Source organism: Streptomyces sp. cf386, assembly GCF_900103585.1.
Classification (GTDB): domain Bacteria; phylum Actinomycetota; class Actinomycetes; order Streptomycetales; family Streptomycetaceae; genus Streptomyces.
This window is the reverse complement of record NZ_FNHV01000001.1, coordinates 465,087-482,387: the sequence shown is the minus strand read 5'-3', so window position 1 is coordinate 482,387 and position 17,301 is coordinate 465,087. Positions and strand designations below refer to the sequence as shown.

General features: G+C 72.2%; 21 protein-coding genes. 13 read left to right on the top strand and 8 right to left on the bottom strand.

From position 1 onward, the window contains the following. Positions 1–44: 44 nt before the first annotated feature. The 5 genes from BLU79_RS02090 to BLU79_RS49820 all read right to left on the bottom strand — a co-directional run bounded on the left by BLU79_RS02090 (position 45) and on the right by BLU79_RS49820 (position 4,202). Complete coding sequence (locus BLU79_RS02090; RefSeq protein WP_093903816.1) at positions 45–1,202, bottom strand: LLM class flavin-dependent oxidoreductase; 1,158 nt, start codon at positions 1,200–1,202, stop codon at positions 45–47. A gap of 1 nt (position 1,203) precedes the next feature. Further along, positions 1,204–2,229, bottom strand: a complete 1,026-nt coding sequence (locus BLU79_RS02085) for an ABC transporter substrate-binding protein (RefSeq protein ID WP_093903815.1) — start codon at positions 2,227–2,229, stop codon at positions 1,204–1,206. 85 nt (positions 2,230–2,314) lie between these two features. Then, positions 2,315–3,088, bottom strand: a complete 774-nt coding sequence (locus BLU79_RS02080; protein WP_093903814.1) for an ABC transporter ATP-binding protein — start codon at positions 3,086–3,088, stop codon at positions 2,315–2,317. Then, complete coding sequence (locus BLU79_RS02075) at positions 3,061–3,984, bottom strand: ABC transporter permease (protein WP_093903813.1); 924 nt, start codon at positions 3,982–3,984, stop codon at positions 3,061–3,063. Before BLU79_RS02075 ends, BLU79_RS02080 begins: the two co-directional genes overlap by 28 nt. Before the next feature lie 134 nt (positions 3,985–4,118). Next, on the bottom strand, positions 4,119–4,202 hold the full coding sequence (locus tag BLU79_RS49820) for a putative leader peptide (protein WP_349817350.1): 84 nt from the start codon (positions 4,200–4,202) through the stop codon (positions 4,119–4,121). Between the two features lie 136 nt (positions 4,203–4,338). Here BLU79_RS49820 and BLU79_RS02070 point away from each other — a divergent pair, with 136 nt between their 5' ends. Next, complete coding sequence (locus tag BLU79_RS02070) at positions 4,339–4,761, top strand: secondary thiamine-phosphate synthase enzyme YjbQ (protein ID WP_093904191.1); 423 nt, start codon at positions 4,339–4,341, stop codon at positions 4,759–4,761. Between the two features lie 21 nt (positions 4,762–4,782). Here the strand turns inward: BLU79_RS02070 and BLU79_RS02065 are convergent, their stop codons facing one another. After that, positions 4,783–5,334, bottom strand: coding sequence for a hypothetical protein (locus tag BLU79_RS02065; protein ID WP_256333131.1), 552 nt, complete (start codon positions 5,332–5,334; stop codon positions 4,783–4,785). A gap of 309 nt (positions 5,335–5,643) precedes the next feature. On the opposite strand from BLU79_RS02065, the gene BLU79_RS02060 reads away from it, so the two are divergent. After that, positions 5,644–6,822, top strand: a complete 1,179-nt coding sequence (locus tag BLU79_RS02060) for a PP2C family protein-serine/threonine phosphatase (protein ID WP_256333103.1) — start codon at positions 5,644–5,646, stop codon at positions 6,820–6,822. A 12-nt stretch (positions 6,823–6,834) separates the two neighbouring features. Here the strand turns inward: BLU79_RS02060 and BLU79_RS02055 are convergent, their stop codons facing one another. Beyond that, entirely contained in the window at positions 6,835–7,122 is a 288-nt protein-coding gene (locus BLU79_RS02055) for a hypothetical protein (protein ID WP_093903810.1), read from the bottom strand. A 64-nt stretch (positions 7,123–7,186) separates the two neighbouring features. Here BLU79_RS02055 and BLU79_RS02050 point away from each other — a divergent pair, with 64 nt between their 5' ends. Then, positions 7,187–7,591, top strand: a complete 405-nt coding sequence (locus tag BLU79_RS02050) for a hypothetical protein (RefSeq protein ID WP_143052442.1) — start codon at positions 7,187–7,189, stop codon at positions 7,589–7,591. Here BLU79_RS02050 and BLU79_RS02045 read toward each other — a convergent pair. Beyond that, positions 7,560–8,048 carry a bifunctional DNA primase/polymerase gene (locus tag BLU79_RS02045; RefSeq protein ID WP_093903808.1) on the bottom strand — a complete coding sequence of 163 codons (489 nt, stop codon included), beginning with the start codon at positions 8,046–8,048 and terminating at the stop codon, positions 7,560–7,562. The two genes, BLU79_RS02050 and BLU79_RS02045, sit on opposite strands and share 32 nt — an antisense overlap. Positions 8,049–8,224: 176 nt before the next feature. Between BLU79_RS02045 and BLU79_RS48020 the strand changes: the two genes are divergently transcribed. The 10 genes from BLU79_RS48020 (at position 8,225) to BLU79_RS01995 (ending at position 17,276) form a co-directional block, all read left to right on the top strand. Then, positions 8,225–8,443, top strand: coding sequence for a VOC family protein (locus BLU79_RS48020; protein ID WP_177000826.1), 219 nt, complete (start codon positions 8,225–8,227; stop codon positions 8,441–8,443). 33 nt (positions 8,444–8,476) lie between these two features. Next, on the top strand, positions 8,477–9,079 hold the full coding sequence (locus BLU79_RS02035) for a DUF998 domain-containing protein (protein WP_093903807.1): 603 nt from the start codon (positions 8,477–8,479) through the stop codon (positions 9,077–9,079). Between the two features lie 131 nt (positions 9,080–9,210). Then, a complete protein-coding gene (locus tag BLU79_RS02030) occupies positions 9,211–9,936 on the top strand; it encodes a DUF1775 domain-containing protein (protein ID WP_093903806.1) in 726 nt (241 codons plus the stop codon). Between the two features lie 122 nt (positions 9,937–10,058). Continuing rightward, positions 10,059–10,265 (top strand): hypothetical protein, encoded by a 207-nt coding sequence (locus tag BLU79_RS02025; RefSeq protein ID WP_093903805.1) that lies wholly within the window; start codon positions 10,059–10,061, stop codon positions 10,263–10,265. After that, a complete protein-coding gene (locus BLU79_RS02020) occupies positions 10,265–12,640 on the top strand; it encodes a heavy metal translocating P-type ATPase (protein WP_093903804.1) in 2,376 nt (791 codons plus the stop codon). Before BLU79_RS02025 ends, BLU79_RS02020 begins: the two co-directional genes overlap by 1 nt. Next, positions 12,637–13,176: a copper chaperone PCu(A)C gene (locus tag BLU79_RS02015; protein WP_093903803.1), complete on the top strand. Its 540-nt coding sequence runs from the start codon at positions 12,637–12,639 to the stop codon at positions 13,174–13,176. Before BLU79_RS02020 ends, BLU79_RS02015 begins: the two co-directional genes overlap by 4 nt. A 181-nt stretch (positions 13,177–13,357) precedes the next feature. Further along, on the top strand, positions 13,358–14,083 hold the full coding sequence (locus BLU79_RS02010; protein ID WP_093904190.1) for a hypothetical protein: 726 nt from the start codon (positions 13,358–13,360) through the stop codon (positions 14,081–14,083). 246 nt (positions 14,084–14,329) lie between these two features. Next, a complete protein-coding gene (locus BLU79_RS02005; protein WP_371131795.1) occupies positions 14,330–14,992 on the top strand; it encodes a sigma-70 family RNA polymerase sigma factor in 663 nt (220 codons plus the stop codon). Between the two features lie 113 nt (positions 14,993–15,105). Beyond that, positions 15,106–16,188 (top strand): ABC transporter substrate-binding protein, encoded by a 1,083-nt coding sequence (locus tag BLU79_RS02000; protein WP_093903801.1) that lies wholly within the window; start codon positions 15,106–15,108, stop codon positions 16,186–16,188. A gap of 2 nt (positions 16,189–16,190) precedes the next feature. Further along, positions 16,191–17,276 (top strand): FecCD family ABC transporter permease, encoded by a 1,086-nt coding sequence (locus tag BLU79_RS01995; RefSeq protein ID WP_093903800.1) that lies wholly within the window; start codon positions 16,191–16,193, stop codon positions 17,274–17,276. Positions 17,277–17,301 lie beyond the last annotated feature (25 nt).

The window sequence follows — 17,301 nt, the reverse complement described above, 5'->3', positions numbered from 1 at the left end:
CGGATCTTCCCCCGAGGCACTCTCCCCCCCCGGAGGCCCGGACGTCAGCGCCCGCCCGCGACGAGCAGCGGAACACCGCCCTCGGCCTCGGCTGCCGCGACCGTACCGCCGAGCAGACCGCGCGCCGCCAGCTCGGGGATCACCCCCTCCCCGAACCAGTACGCCTCCTCCAGATGCGGATACCCCGACAGCACGAAGTGCTCGACACCCAGCGCGTGGTACTCCTCGATCCGCTCGGCCACCTCGGCATGACTGCCGACCAGCGCCGTCCCCGCACCACCGCGGACCAAGCCGACGCCCGCCCACAGGTTCGGGTAGATCTCCAGATCGGCACGGGAGCCGCCGTGCAGGGCGAGCATCCGCTGCTGCCCCACCGACTCGCTGCGCCCGAGCGCCGCCTGCGCCGCCGCGACGGTGTCCGCGTCGAGGTCGTCGAGCAGCCGGTGGGCGGTCGCCCAGGCGTCCGCCGACGAATCGCGCGAGATGGTGTGCAGCCGGATCCCGAAGCGGACCGTACGGCCCTCCCGCTCGGCGAGCGAGCGGATCCAGTCGATCTTCTCCTTGACCTGTGCGGGCGGTTCGCCCCAGGTCAGATAGACGTCCGCGTGCCGCGCCGCGACCGGCCCGGCCGCCGGGGAGGAGCCGCCGAAGAACAGCTGCGGCACCGGGTCCGGCGGCAGCGCGGTCAGTCCGCCGTCGACCTGGTAGTGCTCGCCGTGGAAGTCGTACGGCTCACCGCGCCACACTCCGCGTACGACGGAGAGGAACTCGTCCGTCCGGGCGTACCGCTGATCGTGGTCCAGGCGGTCGCCGAAGCGGCGCTGCTCGCCCGAGTCACCGCCGGTGACGACGTTGAGCAGCAGCCGCCCGCGGGTGACGCGCTGGTACGTCGCCGCCATCTGTGCGGCGAGCGTCGGCGAGATCAGGCCCGGCCGGAACGCGACCAGGAACTTCAGGCGTTCGGTGTGCTGGGCGAGGGCGACGGTGGTCAGCCAGGCGTCCTCGCACCAGGTGCCGGTCGGGGTGAGGACCGCCTCGAAGCCCAACCGCTCGGCGGCCTTGGCGATCTGGGCGAGGTAGTCGATGTCGGGGGTGCGTACGCCGCTGAGCTTCCCGGCCTGGTGGGACCCGTACGCGTGCCGGTCCACCAGGGTGCGGCCGTCCCCGCCGGTCGGCAGGAACCAATGCAGACGGACGGTCATGTCACGAACCTTCCGAGGCGCGGTCCTCAGTCGTCGACGGCGGCAGATCGCCGTTGTACCGCGTGTCCACGAAGTCCCCGAAGTCCACCTTCTTCGGGATGAGCTTCAGCTCGGTGAAGGTGTCGGCGATCTCTTGCTCGGAGGCGATGACCGGCTTGTCCAACGCGACCGAGATCCGGGTCGCGTTGGTGCGCTTCACCGAGGCCAGCGCGACCTCGTAGGGCAGCCCGGTGTCCTTCGCCCAGACCTTGGCCCACTCCTCCTGGTGGTCGTACACCCACGCCGTGGCGCGCCGCAGCCGCTCCAGGTAGTCCTTGATGGCGGCGGCCTTCTTCTTGTCCTGCAGCGCGGAGGGCGCCGCGACCTGGAAGGTGAGGCCGTTGGTGATCCCGTCGCCGGTCGTCAGGATCCGGCCCTGCTTGGACTGGAGCACCTGGGAGGTGTACGGATCCCACACCGCCCACGCGTCGACCTTGCCGGCGGTGAACGCGGCCAGCGCGTCGGCCGGCTGGAGGTACTTGACGTCGACGTCGCCGAGGCTCAGCCCGACCGCCTTGAGGGACGCGACCAACTGGTAGTTGGCGGAGGAACCCTGCGCCACCGCGATCGACTTGCCCTTGAGCTGCTCGGGCTTCGTCAGCTTCGAGTCGCTCGGCACGAGGATCGCGTCGCCCTTGGAGGTGCCCTTGAACGCCGCCACCGCCGTGATCTTCGAGCCCGCACCGGCTGCGAAGACCGGCGGGGTGTTGCCGACACCGCCGATGTCGACGGCCTTGGCGTTGACGGCCTCGAGCAGCGGGGGGCCGGAGGTGAAGGTAGACCACTTGATCTTGTAGTCGAGGTTCTTGAGCTCTCCGGCGGCGCGCAGGATGGCCTCCGAACCGCCCTTCTGGTCACCGACGTTGAGGGTGAGGGAGCCCGATCCGTCGGTGTCGCCGCCGGTCGAGGCCGACGAGCTGCCTCCGCAGGCGGACAGGAGCAGGGCCAGGGGGAGAAGCAGTGCGGCGGGGACGAGGCGACGTCGCATGACGGATCCGTTCTGTGGAACTGAGGTGGGAATGAGGGAGGGGAAGGAATGGGGGAGGAGGGAGGCGGAAGGAGGGGGTGGGGGCTCAGGCCGCTTCGGCGGCGGTGTCGACGCCGAGACGCTCCAGGAGGCCGGCACGCAGTTCGGCGAACCGGGGGTCGGTGATGTCGCGGGGGCGGTCGAGGTCGATGCGCCGCTCGTGCGCGATGACCCCGTCGTCCATCACGAGGACACGGTCGGCGAGGAGTACGGCCTCCTCGACGTCGTGCGTGACGAGCAGCACCGCGCAGCCGCGCCGCTGCCACAACTCGCCCACCAGGCGCTGGGCCTTGATGCGGGTGAGCGCGTCGAGCGCGCCGAACGGCTCGTCGAGCAGCAGCAGATCGGGCTCGCGGACCAACGCCCGTGCGAGGGAGGCCCGTTGGGCCTCACCGCCGGAGAGGGTCTTGGGCCAGGCATCCGTACGGTGGTCCAGGCCGACCTCCTTCAGCGCCTGCTCGGCGACCGCGCGCCCGGGCTTGCCCGGCAGGCCCAGCAGCACGTTGCGCCACACCTTCTTCCACGGCATGAGCCGCGGCGCCTGGAAGGCGACGGCCTTGCGGCGCGGCACCAGGACGGTGCCCTCGATGTCGCGGTCGAGACCGGCGAGGATGCGCAGCAGGGTGGACTTGCCGCAGCCGCTGCGCCCGAGGAGGGCGACGAACTCGCCCGGCCGGACGTCGAGATGGAGCCGGTCGATGACGGCGCGCCCGTCGAAGGAGCGGGTCAGCCCCGCCACATGCACGGCCTGCGCGGTCTGTGCGGCCTGCCCCGCCTGGGTGGCCTGGGGGCTCACCGGCCGGTGAACGTCGGTCGCCATTGCAGTAGCAGCCTTTCGAGGGAGCGGACGATGAAGTCGGCGAGCAGGCCGAGGAAGGCGTAGACGATCAGGCAGACGACGATCACGTCGGTCCGCAGGAAGTCCCGCGCCTGCACCATGAGGAACCCGATGCCGGAGTCGGCGTTGACCTGCTCGGCGAAGACGAGGGCCAGCCAGGCGATGCCGAGCGAGTAGCGCAGGCCGGTCAGGGCCCCCGGCAGTGCGCCGGGCAGCACGACGTGCCGTACCAGCCCCCACCTGGACAGCCCGAGCGACTCACCGGCCTCGATCAACTGGGAGTCCACGCCGCGGATACCGGCGTACACATTGAGGTAGAGCGGGAACGTCACGCCGAGCGTGATGATGGCGACCTTGGGCGCCTCGCCGATGCCGAACCAGATGATGAACAGCGGGATGAGCCCGACGAACGGCACGGTCCGCAGCATCTGCACGGGTGCGTCCACCAGGTCCTCGCCGATCCGGAACAGGCCCGAGACCAGGGCGAGTCCGGTCCCGACGAGGGTGCCGAGCGCCAGCCCCGCGGCGACCCGTGTGAGGGACGTGCCCATGGCCGAGGACAGCGACCCGTCGGCGATCAGATCGCCCGCGACCTGGGCGATGCGGCCGGGTGAGGCGAGGACGTCGGCGGTCAACACGCCTGTGCTGCTGAGCAGTTGCCACAGGGCGAGGAGCAGGACGGGGCCGGAGGTGCGGCGCAGCCAGCGGGGGACGTGCGTGCGGCGGGAGGAGGTGGGGACGAGGGGTTCGAGGTCGGGTGGGGAGGGGGTGGAGGCGGCGGTGGAGGTCGCGGTGGTGGCGGCCTTGACGACTGTGTCACCGGATATATCGGAAATATCCGGCTCTGAAGAGTCGGGTGGGGCGTGGCTGATGCTCATGAGTGCTCCACGGGGGAGAGCGGCCGATGGGGGCATGCGCTTCGGCGCCGCCACGTCTCACGGGGACGTCAGACGTGCGGGTGGAGCGGTGCCGTGAGGCGGCGGAGGTGGCAGCTGTGAGAGGAAAAAGGGCGTCAGCAGCCGCGGCGACACGCGGCGGAGGCCACCCGCAGCAGGTCGATGTGACCGCGCGTGGTGAGCAGGGCTGAACGCAACATGCCGCTGAAAGTAGCCAGCCTGCGTGGCGACGGTCAACGGTGTCTCGCGAAGTGGACCTTGCGTATCACGGCTCGACCGCCACCCGGGGTCGTCTCCTTGGCTGCGAACTCCGGTGGATGGGCGAGGATGGAGGGCATGTCAGACGCCTTCACCACCCGAGTTCTGAACGTCGCCTCCGGCTCCTCGGAGCGGGTCGTGGACCTCACCGCCGACTGCGAGGCCTTCCTGCGGGAGGCGGCGGGAGGCCGCGACGGCCTGCTGAACATCTTCGTGCCGCACGCGACGGCCGGCATCGCGATCATCGAAACGGGCGCCGGCAGCGACGACGACCTCCTGGCCGCCCTCCACACCCTCCTCCCCGCCGACGACCGCTGGCAGCACCGGCACGGCAGCCCCGGCCACGGCCGCGACCACGTCCTCCCGGCCTTCGTCCCACCGCACGCGACCCTGCCGGTGCTGAGCGGACGCCTGGAGCTCGGGACATGGCAGTCGGTGTGCCTCGTCGACACCAACCGGGACAACCCGAACCGGCAGGTGCGGCTGAGCTTCCTGGGCTGACTGGTGTCGACGGGGGGCAGGTCAGGGCTGCGGGTATCCCCGCACCGCGCACTGGCGCACCATCTGCGGGCCGCTGACCTGCCCGTCCTCCGATGCCGTCCGGCTGTGTCCGGAGGGCGCGGGGCGGCCCTGGAGGCGGGACAGTTCGTCCGCGCAGCGCTGCAGGGCCACTTCCAGGACCTCGGGCATCGTCAGGGTGCCGCTGCCGTCCGGCGGGACGAGCCAGCGCAGCGTGCCCCAGCGGCAGTGCGGGGCGGGAGCGGTGATCCACGTCCCCGCGCCGAGCAGCCGTACACCGGTGCCGATCCACACGGTCTGCGGCTCCGGGGGCAGTAAGAACCCCACATGACGGCGTCGGGTGTCCAGCAGACTGGGCCCCGGTTCGAGCAGCGGCAGTTCCTCCAGGAGATCGGCGACGCGCAGGCCGAGTTGCTCCGGCACGATCAGCACGTCCCAGAACCGTCCGGCCGCGAGCAGCGCGACCCCGGTGATGCCGTTCTGCCACTCCTCCTTGCAGGCGCCGGGGTCCTCCGACGCCGCGGCCAGCCACTCCATTGACTTCGTCCACTCCATGAGCGCCAAGAAATGCCTCCTGATGACCGGTGGAGCCTCGGTGCGATGACCGGTGGGCCCTCAGTGCACCGGGTGGCCGGTGCCGCGGCCATACGTCGGCAGTTCAATTCCCCGTATGGGGCGAGCGCCCGCGCACCAAACAGGCAGAGAGCAGGGCGTGCGCCCCCGCGTCGGCGGAGTACGCCGGGCCATCCCTCCGTTTGTCCCCGATCTAGGGTGTTTGTTGTGGTGCGCTGGATTCAGCTGTTTCGCAGGCCGGCGACGGTGGCTCCCGTCGCTTCCGCCGGCGTTCCCGAGGAGGACCTCGGAGTGTCGTCCCGGCTGACCGCGCTGCGCGCGACGGTGGCCCGGATCGGCACCACGCTGGACGAGAACGCCACCTGCGCCGAGCTCACCCGGGAGGCCGTCCGGCAGGTGGGCGGCACCGCGGCGGTGCTGCGGGTCGGGAGCGAGACCGGGGCGGAGTACGAGGCCGTCGACGGCGACCCGGAGCTGCTGCCCGACGTCCAGTGGGCCATGGCCGCGACACGCGGAACGAGCGCCCCGAGGGAGGCCGCGGACACCATTCCCGCCGAGGCGTCCGGGGGTGTCCGGTCGGCGCTGTGCGTTCCCCTGGCCACCGACGGGCGCTCGTACGGCGGGCTGGTCTGCGCCCGCGACCGAGCGCCCTTCACCCCGGCGGAGACCGGCCTGCTCGCCCTCCTCGCCGAGCGCGCCGCCTCCCACATCCGGCACGCCCGGGAGCACGAGCGGGTCACGGGCATCGTCGGCAAGCTCCAGCGGGCCCTGCTCGCCGAACCCGGCCGCCCGCACCCGAACCTGGACGTCGCCATCCGCTACCTGCCCGTCGGGCAGAGCGCACTGGTCGGCGGCGACTGGTGCGAGACGGTCCGGCTGCACTTCGGCCGGACGTTGCTCGTCGTCGGCGACGTCATGGGGCACGGCCTTGAGGCCGCCGTGGACATGACGGCGTACCGCTCCTCGCTGCGCTACATCGCCTCCGCCGACCTTCCGCCGCACCGGGTGCTGCGCCAGCTCGACGACGGTGCCTCCGCAGAGCCCGAGCGCCGGCCGGCCACCTGTCTGATCGCCCGGGTCGACCCCAACCGCGGCCAGGTGACCTTCGCCAGCGCCGGCCATCTGCCCCCGGCCGTGATCGACGCGGAGGGCCGCACCTCACTGCTGCCGGTGCCGGTCGGCCCACCCCTGGGCACGGGCCTGGGCGGCTATGAGCCGGCCACCTACCGGCTGGACCCGACGCAGACGCTGGTGCTGTTCACCGACGGGCTCGTCGAGCACCGGGGCGAGGACATCGACCACTCCCTGGACCGGCTGGCCGGCGTCGGATTCGAGGCCACCGCCGGGGTCGAGGACGTCATCGACACGGTGCTGGCCCGCCTCGACGCCCGGCATGCCGAGGACGACGTCGCCGTACTCGCCGCCCAGCTGCACCAGCGCACGGAGCAGGACCTCGACGGACAACTGTGAGCTGTCCCGGCCTCACCAGTCGTCGTACTGGGCGCCGGAGACATACGGGTCGTGCCGCCGTCCCGCAGGCCTGGACGGCTGGTCGGTCGGCGGCCGGCCCGCCTCGCGCAGGGCGTCGCACCACGGGCAGTCGTCGGTGGTGTCGGCGTCGGCCCCGTCGCGGATGCCGGAGAAGGGGGGAACGTACTGTCGTCCGTCGATGGAAGCGGCTCCTGTCTCGATGGTGGGCGTAGGGCGGGTCGAACAGAACGCGGAGGGTGGGTCGAACAGACCACGGCTCCATCCGGGGGACCGGCTCACCCGACTGGGTGGTCGCGGGGGCCAACGGCGTACCACCGGCGCACACCGCGGCGTTGCCCCGGGCATGGACAGCATTGAGTCGGCGCGGCGCGTCTTCGGAGGCGATGCCGCACCCGTGACGTACGTCGTACCGGTCACCGGTGTCCGGACCCAGCCGTCGATCTACGCGGCGCTGGTCGCCGAGTGGCAGGCCAACGGCCGTGCCGTGCCACGGCGCCGCGACACATGGTGGGATTCGGTCACCGTGGCCGACGGCCCCGGGCAGGCCGTCACCTCCTGGGCGGTCGGGCGGTGGACGGGCCCGGTCAGGGCGATCGAGGCCGCACGGGAGAGCGACGAGCAGGCCGAGGCGACGGAGCGCGTACCGGCCGTCGTCGTCCCCCGCGGCCTTCCCGGGCCGGTGGAGCTGTGGGAGTGGCGCGGCAGTGGCGGGCGCGTCAGCGTCTCCGCCCCGCCCACACCCGACTGAGGCGCCCCGGGGCCGCCGCCGTGCCGCACGCCTGGCGCAGCGCCCGCTCCACGAGGCCGGGGTCGTACAGGGCGCCGGTGCCGTCGGGCGGCAGCAGCCACTCCAGGCGCCAGCCGGCGGACCGGTCGGGCGGCGGTACGGCGACCCACGATCCCCTGCCGACATGGCGTACGCCGGGCCCGACCCACCGGGTGACCGGATCGGGCGGCAGGAAGAAACCCACCCTGCGCGCCCCGCAGTTCACCAACACGGGGCCCGAGGCCCGCTGTCGGGCACGTCTGAGGAGATCCAGGGCGGCCAGGCCGAGGTGCTCGGGAACGGAGAGCACGTCCCACAGCTGCCCGGCCTCCAACAGGACCGCGTCCGCGCCCTCGTCCCACTGCCGCTTGCACGAGCGAGGATCCGTGGCGGCCGCGGCGAGCCACTCGACGGCCTGCTTCCCCATGGTGCCCTGCATGTCCAACCCCCAGCACTCTCTGCCCTGCCGTCCCGATCAGGGCCCTTCATGCTGATGGATATTTCTATGTGCCGGAAGGGGTGGCGCACTCTGGCGCGTCCTGGCGATTCAGGCCGACGCGTTCGACGGCAGCACGGCCGTTCCCCTTCGCCGCATACCAGCCATACAAACCCCCGATGCCCCTTCTCCGGCGCATTTCTTGTTCCGGTCAAAGGCCGAAGGCCGAGTTGGAGGAGCGGATCCCGGTCGGCCGGGTCGACCATGTGGGCCTGAACGTACGCGACCTGGCCGCACAGGCCACCTGGTACCGGCAGGCGTTCGGGCCGACGCCCGTCTTCGAGTTCCGCCTCGAAGGGTCGGGCCTCCGGTGGTCTGGCGACGCGGCGTGTGCGTGACGGGATCGACTAAGGGGGTTTTACGGTGGCTTGATGCAATATGTCCCCAGATGGGCCTTGCTGTCGTCGGGATGTGCACCTGCCGTGCTGATCGCCGGCTGGACGTTCGCGGCGCTGCTCGAAGGGCCCGCCTACGACCCCGCCACGCAGCCGATCAGCGCTCTGGCGGCCTCCGGTGCCGCGGGATTCTGGGTGATGAACGCGGCGCTGGCCGCCCTGGGTGTCTGCCACATGATCACCGCCCTGGGCCTGCGCCCGGCCGCACTGCCCGGCCGGGTCGCGCTCGGCGCGGGAGGAGCGGCCGCGTTCGTGGTGGCGCTGGTCCCGCCGCCGAGCAGCGGAGGTTCGCTGCGCCACGCTTCGGCGGTCGCGGTCGCCTTCACACTGCTGGCGGTGTGGCCGGTTCTGGCCGCCGACCGCGGTGGCGCGGCACCGTGGGGACTGAGGCCCGTGCCCTCCTTCATCGCGACCGCTCTGATGTTCGTGAGCGCGGCCTGGTTCGTGATCGAGATGTACGACGACGGTGCCGACGGGGCCGCTGAACGCCTGGTGACGGCCATCCAGTCCTTCTGGCCGTTCCTGGTCGTCGCCTCCTGCCTCCGCCACCCGCGCGAGGCGGAGGAACCCTCGCGATGACGAGAGGCCTGCGCGTTGCCGAAAGCCCTCCGCGCTGACGAGCGCCCGTCGCCTCGACCGGCGCCCCTCGCATTGCGGACTCCCCTGCGCTTGAATGCAGCGACCACATCACCGGTACGAGGGAGTCACACGTGCCCCGCCCCACCCTGACCCGCACCCTGCGCCGCACCGGCGCCCTCACCGCGGTCGCCTTCGCGGCCGCCGTAGCCCTCGCGGGACCGGCGGCGGCGCACGCGGAGGTCGAGGCGGAGGGCGCCCGGGCGCTCGACCAGAACGTCGCGCTGACGTTCAGCGCGGAGTCGGAGTCCGGCTCCGCCGGGATCAGCAAGCTGGAGGTGATCCTGCCCGAGGGCATCACCCCGGCCGACATCACCTACAAGGAAGGCCCCAAGGGCTGGAAGCTCGCCCCCACCGATCGCGGCTACACCGTGTCCGGGCCGAAGCTCGCGGTCGGGGAGGACGCCGAGTACGTCGTCTCCGTACGGCAGTTGCCCGACACCAAGACGCTCGTCTTCAAGACCCTGCAGTCGTACAGCGACGGTCAGGTGGACCGCTGGATCGAACTGGACGAGGAGAGCGAGGGCGACGACCACGGGCACGGCCACCCCGCGCCGCGGCTGGATCTCAAGGCCGCCGCACCCGGCGCGAAGGCCGTCAGCCCCACCCCCACCGAGGAACCGACCACGGCGGCGCCCTCGACCAGCGCGCCGTCGTCCCCTTCGGCGGAAGCTGTCGCGGACGAGAGCGACGGTGACGACGGCATGCCGGTGGCCCTGCCGATCGGCATCGGCGCGGCCGTCGTCGTACTCGGCGCCGGGGTGTGGTGGTTCAGGAGCCGGCGCGGCGGGGCTGCCTGAGACGGCGGCCGGGGAAGTCCGGCTGAGACGGCGGGCCTGGAACTCCATCTGAGACGGCGGGCGGGAACTCCCTGCCCTCCGCGCCCGACTCCTGAAGCGGTACGTGCGTCAGGAGGCCGTCGATGAAAGCACCCCAACTTGTGCCACCCGCTCTCTGCGGGTTTCTGCTGCTGCTCGCCCTGATCTTCACGGTGTCGTACGCCGTCGGATCCGCCGCCGGGCCGGTCGCGCCCGGCATGCACCGCTCGGGAACGAGCGGCGGCGGCGCGGACACCGGGGAGTTGGGGGACACGGGGGATATGGACATGCGGCACGGGGGCGGCCACTGATGGCCATCGAACCGCCCCTCCCGATGACCACCACGGACCTGACCGTGGGCGGAATGACCTGCGCGGCCTGCGTGCGGCGGGTGGAGAAGAAGCTCGCGAAGCTGGACGGCGTGACCGCGACGGTCAATCTGGCCACCGGCCGAGCCCGGGTGAGCCACCCGCCGGACGTCCGCCCAGAGGAACTGGTGGCGACGGTCGAACAGGCCGGATACACCGCCGCGTTGCCCGAGCCTCCGAAGAAACGGGAGTCCTCGGGTGAGCGGGAGCCCTCGGGTGAGCGGGAGTCCGACGACGTACGGCAGGAGCGCGTCCGGCTGCTGGTCACCGCCCTGCTCGCGATGCCGGTGCTCGTGCTGTCGATGGTGCCCGCCTGGCAGTTCCGCAACTGGCAGTGGCTGTGCTTCGTGCTGGCCGCGCCGGTCGCCGTGTGGAGTGCCTGGCCGTTCCATGTGCGGGCGCTGCGCGGGCTGCGGCACTCGACGGCGACCATGGACACGCTGGTCTCCCTGGGCGTGGTGGCGTCCTTCGCCTGGTCGGCGTACGCCCTGGTCCTGGGCGGTGCGGGCGTGCCGGGGATGCGGATGCCGTTCAGCCTGCTCACCTCCGCGTCCGACGGCGTCGCGCACCTGTACCTCGAAGCGGCCGTCGGCGTCCCGCTGTTCGTGCTGGCCGGGCGCTTCCTGGAGGCACGGGCGCGGCACGGCACCGGTGCGGCACTGCGCTCCCTCGCGCGGCTGGCAGCCAAGGAGGTGTCGGTGCGCGAGGACGACGGCACCGAACGCCTGGTCCCGATCGAGGAGTTGGCGGTCGGGCAGGCCTTCGTCGTGCGGCCCGGCGAGCGGGTCGCCACCGACGGGACCGTGGTGGAGGGCAACTCCGCCGTGGACCTGTCGCTCGTCACCGGCGAGAGCGAACCGGTCGAGGTCGGGCCCGGCTCGGCGGTCGTGGGCGGTGCCGTCAACGAGGGCGGGCTGCTGCTCGTACGGGCCACCGCCGTGGGCGCGGACACCCAACTAGCGCAAATCGCGAGGCTGGTGACGGAGGCTCAGGCCGGGAAGGCACGGGCGCAGCGGCTGGCCGATGCCGTGGCCGGGGTGTTCGTGCCCGTGGTGCTGGCGTTGGCCGTCACCGTGCTCGGGTTCTGGCTCGGGGCCGGGGCGGATCCGCAGGCGGCGATCACCGCGTGCGTGGCCGTCCTGGTCGTCGCCTGCCCCTGCGCGCTGGGCCTGGCGACACCGACCGCGCTGATGGCCGCCACCGGACGCGGCGCCCAGCTCGGCGTCCTGGTCCGGGGACCGCAGGCCCTGGAGGGGCTCCAGCACATCGACACCGTCGTCCTCGACAAGACCGGCACCCTCACCTCCGGGCACATGAGCGTCGCCCGTGTCACGGCAGTTCCCGGCGGGCTGGGCAAGGAGGCCGTGCTGCGGCTGGCCGGGGCGGTGGAGCAGGGCTCGGAACATCCGCTGGGCCGCGCGGTCGTCGCGTACGCCCGCAGGACCCTGGCCGGGCCGTTGCCCGAGGTGTCCCACTTCCGCGCGGAGGCGGGCCGGGGCGTGCACGGCCGGGTCGAGGGTCGGCTGGTGGAGGTCCTCGCGCCGGACGACGAGTTGCCCACAGCGCTCGCGGACGCCCTGCCGGTGGCGGAGGCCGCCGCGCACACACCGGTGCTCGTTCGGGTCGACGGGGCGACGGAGGCGCTGATCGAGATCGGCGACGTCGTACGCCCCGGCGCCTACCGGGCCGTGGACCGGCTGCGACGCCTCGGAGTGCACCCCGTGCTGGCCACCGGCGACCGCGAGGCACCGGCCCGGGCGGTCGCCTCCGCACTCGGTATCGAGGAGGTGCACGCACGTTGCACCCCCGAGGACAAGGCCGACCTCGTACGGGAACTGAGGGAGCAGGGCCGCCGGGTCGCGGTCGTCGGCGACGGCGTCAACGACGCGGCCGCACTGGCCGGAGCCGACCTCGGCATCGCCATGGGCACGGGCACGGATGTGGCGATCGGCGCCGCCGACGTGACCCTGGTGCGCGGCGACATCGAAGCCCTCGGGGACGCCGTACGGCTCGCCCGGCGCACCCTCGGCACGATCCGCGCCAACCTCCTGTGGGCCTTCGGCTACAACGCGGTGACCGTGCCGCTCGCCATGGTCGGCCTGCTCAACCCGATGGTCGCCGCCGTGGCCATGTCGGTGAGTTCACTGCTCGTGGTGGGCAACAGCCTGCGGCTGCGGGCGTGGCAGCCGGGGCCGGCGCAAGGGCGTGAGCGTGTAGCGGGCCAGGGCCAGGGCCAGGGCCAGGGCCAGGGCCAGGATCAGGTTCGGGGGCAGGGCCGGGGCCGGAGGCCTATGGGTGACGAGAAGGGAAACCGATGACCACATCCACGGCCGAGCGGCGGACCGAGTCCCGGGACTGGCGCCCGACCCGTCGCCGTATCGGGGACGGCCTGCTCGCCGCACTCGCCCCGATCGCCGCGTGCAGCGTCGCCCTGGGCGCGCTGACCACCTGGGTGAACTCCGGCAGCGCGGGCAGCCCGGCGCGGATCGCGGTGACCGAAGGGCGGGTCTTCCTGCCGTTCGGCGACGTCCGGGACACCGCCGCGTTCTTCCGGATCACCAACACCGGGGGCGCAGACGATCGGCTCCTGAAGGTGACGTCGTCCGCCGTCGGCGGAGAGGCCACGCTCAGCAGGCATCGCATGACCAGCGGCCGCATGGCCTACGCGCAGACGGTCGACTCGGCCAGCGTCCCGGCCGGCGACGGCCTGGACATGTCCCCGTTCGGACTGGACGTGACACTGCGGGCGAAGCCGGGTTGGCGGGCGGGTGACCTCGTACCGTTCACGCTGCACTTCGAGCACGGCGGGCGGGTCGAGGTGTCGGCGGTGGTGGTCCGCCCCGGCGAGGGCTGACGACTCGTGAGGCCGGCCGCGCACAGCGAGACCTTCACCTCTACTAGTCGGTCAGCGTGCGCGCACGGTTCCCTCGTGACGGTGTGTCCTGTATCACTCTTCTGGGCTTGAGTGCGGGACGGGGGTGCTGTGCGTACCCACCCGTGACGAGCGGGCCCAGGATGCGAGGATGAGGGCCGTCATGACTGCTGGGTGGTGTGTGCGCACGGTTCGGGCCGCGGTGTTCGCGGCCGTCTGTGTGCTGCTCGCTGCCCTCGGCCACGTACTGATGTCGGGCGCGACGGTCCCCTGGTGGACGTTGGCGGCCGGTGTCCTCCTCACGGGCGGTGCGGGCTGGTGCCTGGCCGGCCGCGAGCGCGGGCTTCCGCTGGTCGTGACCGTCGTGGTCGCCGCCCAGGGCGGACTGCACGCGGCCTTCGAGTACGCGCAGTCCCTGGCCCCTGGGGCCACCGGCACCGGGCACGCCATGGGCTCCAGCGACATGGGCTCGGCACACATGGGCTCCATGGACATGGGACACATGGGCATGAGCCACATGTCCGCGGGCCACATGTCCGGAAGAGACACCGTAGGCAACATGTCCGTAGGCAACATGTCCGTAGGTCACATGGACATGAGCCACGACATGGCGAGCATGTCCTCCCTGGGCATGCTCGCCGCCCACACCCTCGCCGCGCTGCTGTGCGGCTTGTGGCTGGGTCACGGTGAGCGTGCCGCGTTCCGGATCCTGCGGGCCGTCGCCGGATGGCTGGCCGCCCCGCTGCGGCTGTCGCTCGTCCTGCCCGTGCCGCCGCACCGCCCGCGTCTGCGTCCGCATCGCGCTCGTTCCGACCGGGCGCCGCGGCTGCTGCCGCTCGTTCACACGATCACCTCTCGGGGGCCCCCGGCGGGGACCGCTGTCGTCTGAGACAGCCGGTTCCCCGAGGCCGTACGGACACGGATGCCCGCAGTGGCGACCGCCGTACCGGTGTCGAGCAGTCGACGCCGACCGTGCCTCGGGCCGACGGTCGTACCTGTCGTACGGCCGTGTCCCGTACCCCCGGACACCTCCGGTACGGCGCGCCGTACGTCTGCGCGCGCCCTGGTATCCGACGGCGTCACCGTCGTGCCCGTCGCCGCCGTGCCGAAGTCCGGTCTACCGAGAAGGACTCAGGTGATCACTCCTGCCCTGCCCTCCTCACGTGTGACCCGCGTGAGACACACGAAGGCGGACACCCCCTCCAAAACGGCCTCCTGCGACGAGTCGACGACCGCCTGGGCGCTGGCCGCCCGCGGCGGTGACCCGGACGCGACCGACCGTTTCGTCCGCTCGCTGCACCGCGATGTCGTGCGGTACGTGGCCCATCTGTCCGCCGATCCACAGGCCGCCGACGACCTGGCGCAGGACACGTTCCTGCGTGCGCTCGGCAGCCTGCACCGGTTCGAGGGCCGATCCTCTGCACGCGCGTGGCTGCTGTCCATCGCGCGCCGCGCGGTGATCGACAGCCACCGGTACGCCGCCGCCCGGCCACGCCTCAGCGACACCGACGACTGGACGCTGCTGGCGGAACGCGCCCAGCCGACCGGACTGCCCGGCTTCGACGACGGCATCGCCCTGCTCGACCTGCTGGACGCGCTGCCCGACGAGCGCCGCGAGGCGTTCGTCCTGACCCAGTTGGCGGGCCTGCCCTACGCGGAGGCGGCCGAGATGAGCGACTGCCCCGTCGGGACGGTCCGCTCGCGCGTGGCCCGCGCCCGGGCGACCCTCGTCGAGCTGCTGACCGAGGCCGAGGCGGACACCGTGACCGCGGCCGAACCGGCTGCCGTGGCCGCCTGACCGGGAGCCCCGGTGTCAGTTCCCCCGGCCGGGAACTGACACCGGGTTCGCCCCGACTACTGGATCGGGCGGCGGAGATCCGCCTGTGCGTCCAGTGAATTCGGGGAGTTTCGATGCGTTCTCGTGTGTGGCGGGCTACGACGGCTGCGGTGCTCGGCGGCCTGCTGGCGGCGGGTTGCGGCAGTGAGGGGAGCGGAGACAGCGGGGACAGCGACCAGGCGGGCCCCACCGCAGGGAAGGGCGACTCCGCGGACTACCCGGTCACCGTCACCGACTGCACGGGCGCGAAGACCACTTTCGCCTCGGCCCCGAAGCAGATCGTCACCAGCAACGCCTCCAGCCTGGAGCTGCTGCTCCGGCTGGGCGCCGGGGACAAGGTGATCGGTACCGGCTTCCCGCCCGGCAAGGGCACCCTGCCCGGCGAACTCGACGCGCAGGCACAGCGGGTGAAGGTGCTCAGCGACACCGTCATCCCCAAGGAGAAGCTCCTCGGCTCCGGCGCCGACCTGTACATCGACACCTTCGCCTCGATGAACATGGGCGGCGGAATGGGGGACGCCCCGACCGAGGAGGAGTTCGAGGCGGCCGGCATCAAGCACACCTTCCTGAAGTCGACGGCCTGCGCCGCCATGAGCAAGAGCCCGGTCACCGATCTCTCCGCCGTCGAGGACGACATCACCTCGCTCGGCGCGGTCACGGGGACCAGCGCGAAGGCGAAGGAACTCGTCGCCGGGATGAAGGAGAAGATCGACGCCGTCCAGAAGGCGGTCGGGGGCACGCCCGAGGACGAGCGGCCCACCTACTTCTTCTTCGACTACGACGCCGGCACCAAGCAGCCCATGGCCGTCTGCAACCGCCAGGTCGCCAACGCGGTCATCGGCCTCGCCGGGGCGCGCAACGTCTTCGCCGACTGCGACGGTGACTTCAAGCAGGTCGGCTGGGAGGACGTGATCGCCAAGAACCCGGACTGGATCCAGCTCGGCGTGCGCGACCGGGGCAGCGACGCGGCGAACCAGAAGGCCTTCGACGAGGCGCAGAAGTGGCTGGAATCGAACTCCGCCACCAAGGGCCTGAAGGCCGCCGAGGAGGGCCGCTTCCTGCGCATCGGCTCCGAGCGGACCACCATCGCCGGTGTCACCAACGCCGACGCGGTCGAGGAGATCGCCAAGACCCTGTACCCCGGCAAGGTCGGCTGACCGTGGTCGACACCCTGGCCGGCCGGAAGGGCACGGAGAAGGGACAGGAGCGTACGCGTACGCGTTCCGTCCCCTCCGGACCGCTGGCGCTGGCCCTCGCCCTGGGACTGCTCGCCACCCTCACCGCGGCGGTGTCCTGGGGCTCGACGTCCATCCCAGCCGGTGAGGTGTGGAGCGTGGTCGGGCGCCGTCTGTCCGGCGAGGCCCCGCGCCCCGGCACCGACGACCTGATCGTCTGGCAACTCCGCGTCCCCCGAGCCCTGTTGGCGGCCCTCGTCGGCGCGGGGCTCGGACTCGTCGGTACGGCGGTGCAGGCGCTGGTGCGCAACCCGCTGGCCGACCCGTACCTCCTCGGCATCTCCAACGGCGCCTCCCTGGGCGCGGTCGCCGCGATCGTCCTCGGTCTCGGGGCCGGCGGGGCGCTGGGACTCGGACTGTCCGGGGCGGCCTTCGTCGGAGCTCTGGCCACCTTCGCGCTCGTGTGGGCCGTGGCCCGGCGGGGCGGGGGATTCGCGCCGCTTCGGCTGGTGCTGGCCGGGGTGGCGATCGGGCAGTTCCTGTCCGGGTTCACCAGCTACCTGGTGTTGCAGGCCGGGGACGAACAGCAGACCCACAGCGTGCTGTTCTGGCTCATGGGCAGCCTAAGCGGCGCGAACTGGGACCTGCTGGCGGTACCCGCGGTCGCGGTGCCGGCCGGCTGGCTGTGCCTCCAGGCACGCGCCCGGGGCCTGAACGCCCTGCTGATGGGCGACGAGACCGCGGCCGGGCTCGGCATCGACGTCACCCGGCTGCGGCGGGAACTGTTCACGGTGACCAGCGTGCTGACCGGCGTCCTGGTGGCGGTCTCGGGGGCGATCGCCTTCGTCGCGCTGATGGTGCCGCACGTATGCCGTCTGGTCGTCGGCGGCGACCATCGGCGTCTGCTGCCGGTCTCCGCGCTGTTCGGGGCGCTGCTGCTGGTGGTCGTCGACATCGTCTGCCGCACGGCGATGGACACCCAGGAGCTGCCGGTCGGCGTGGTCACCTCGCTGATCGGTGCTCCGGCCCTGCTGTATCTGCTGGACCGGCGTCTGGGGAGCGGAAGTTGAGGATCTGGGAGAGCTGGGGGATCCG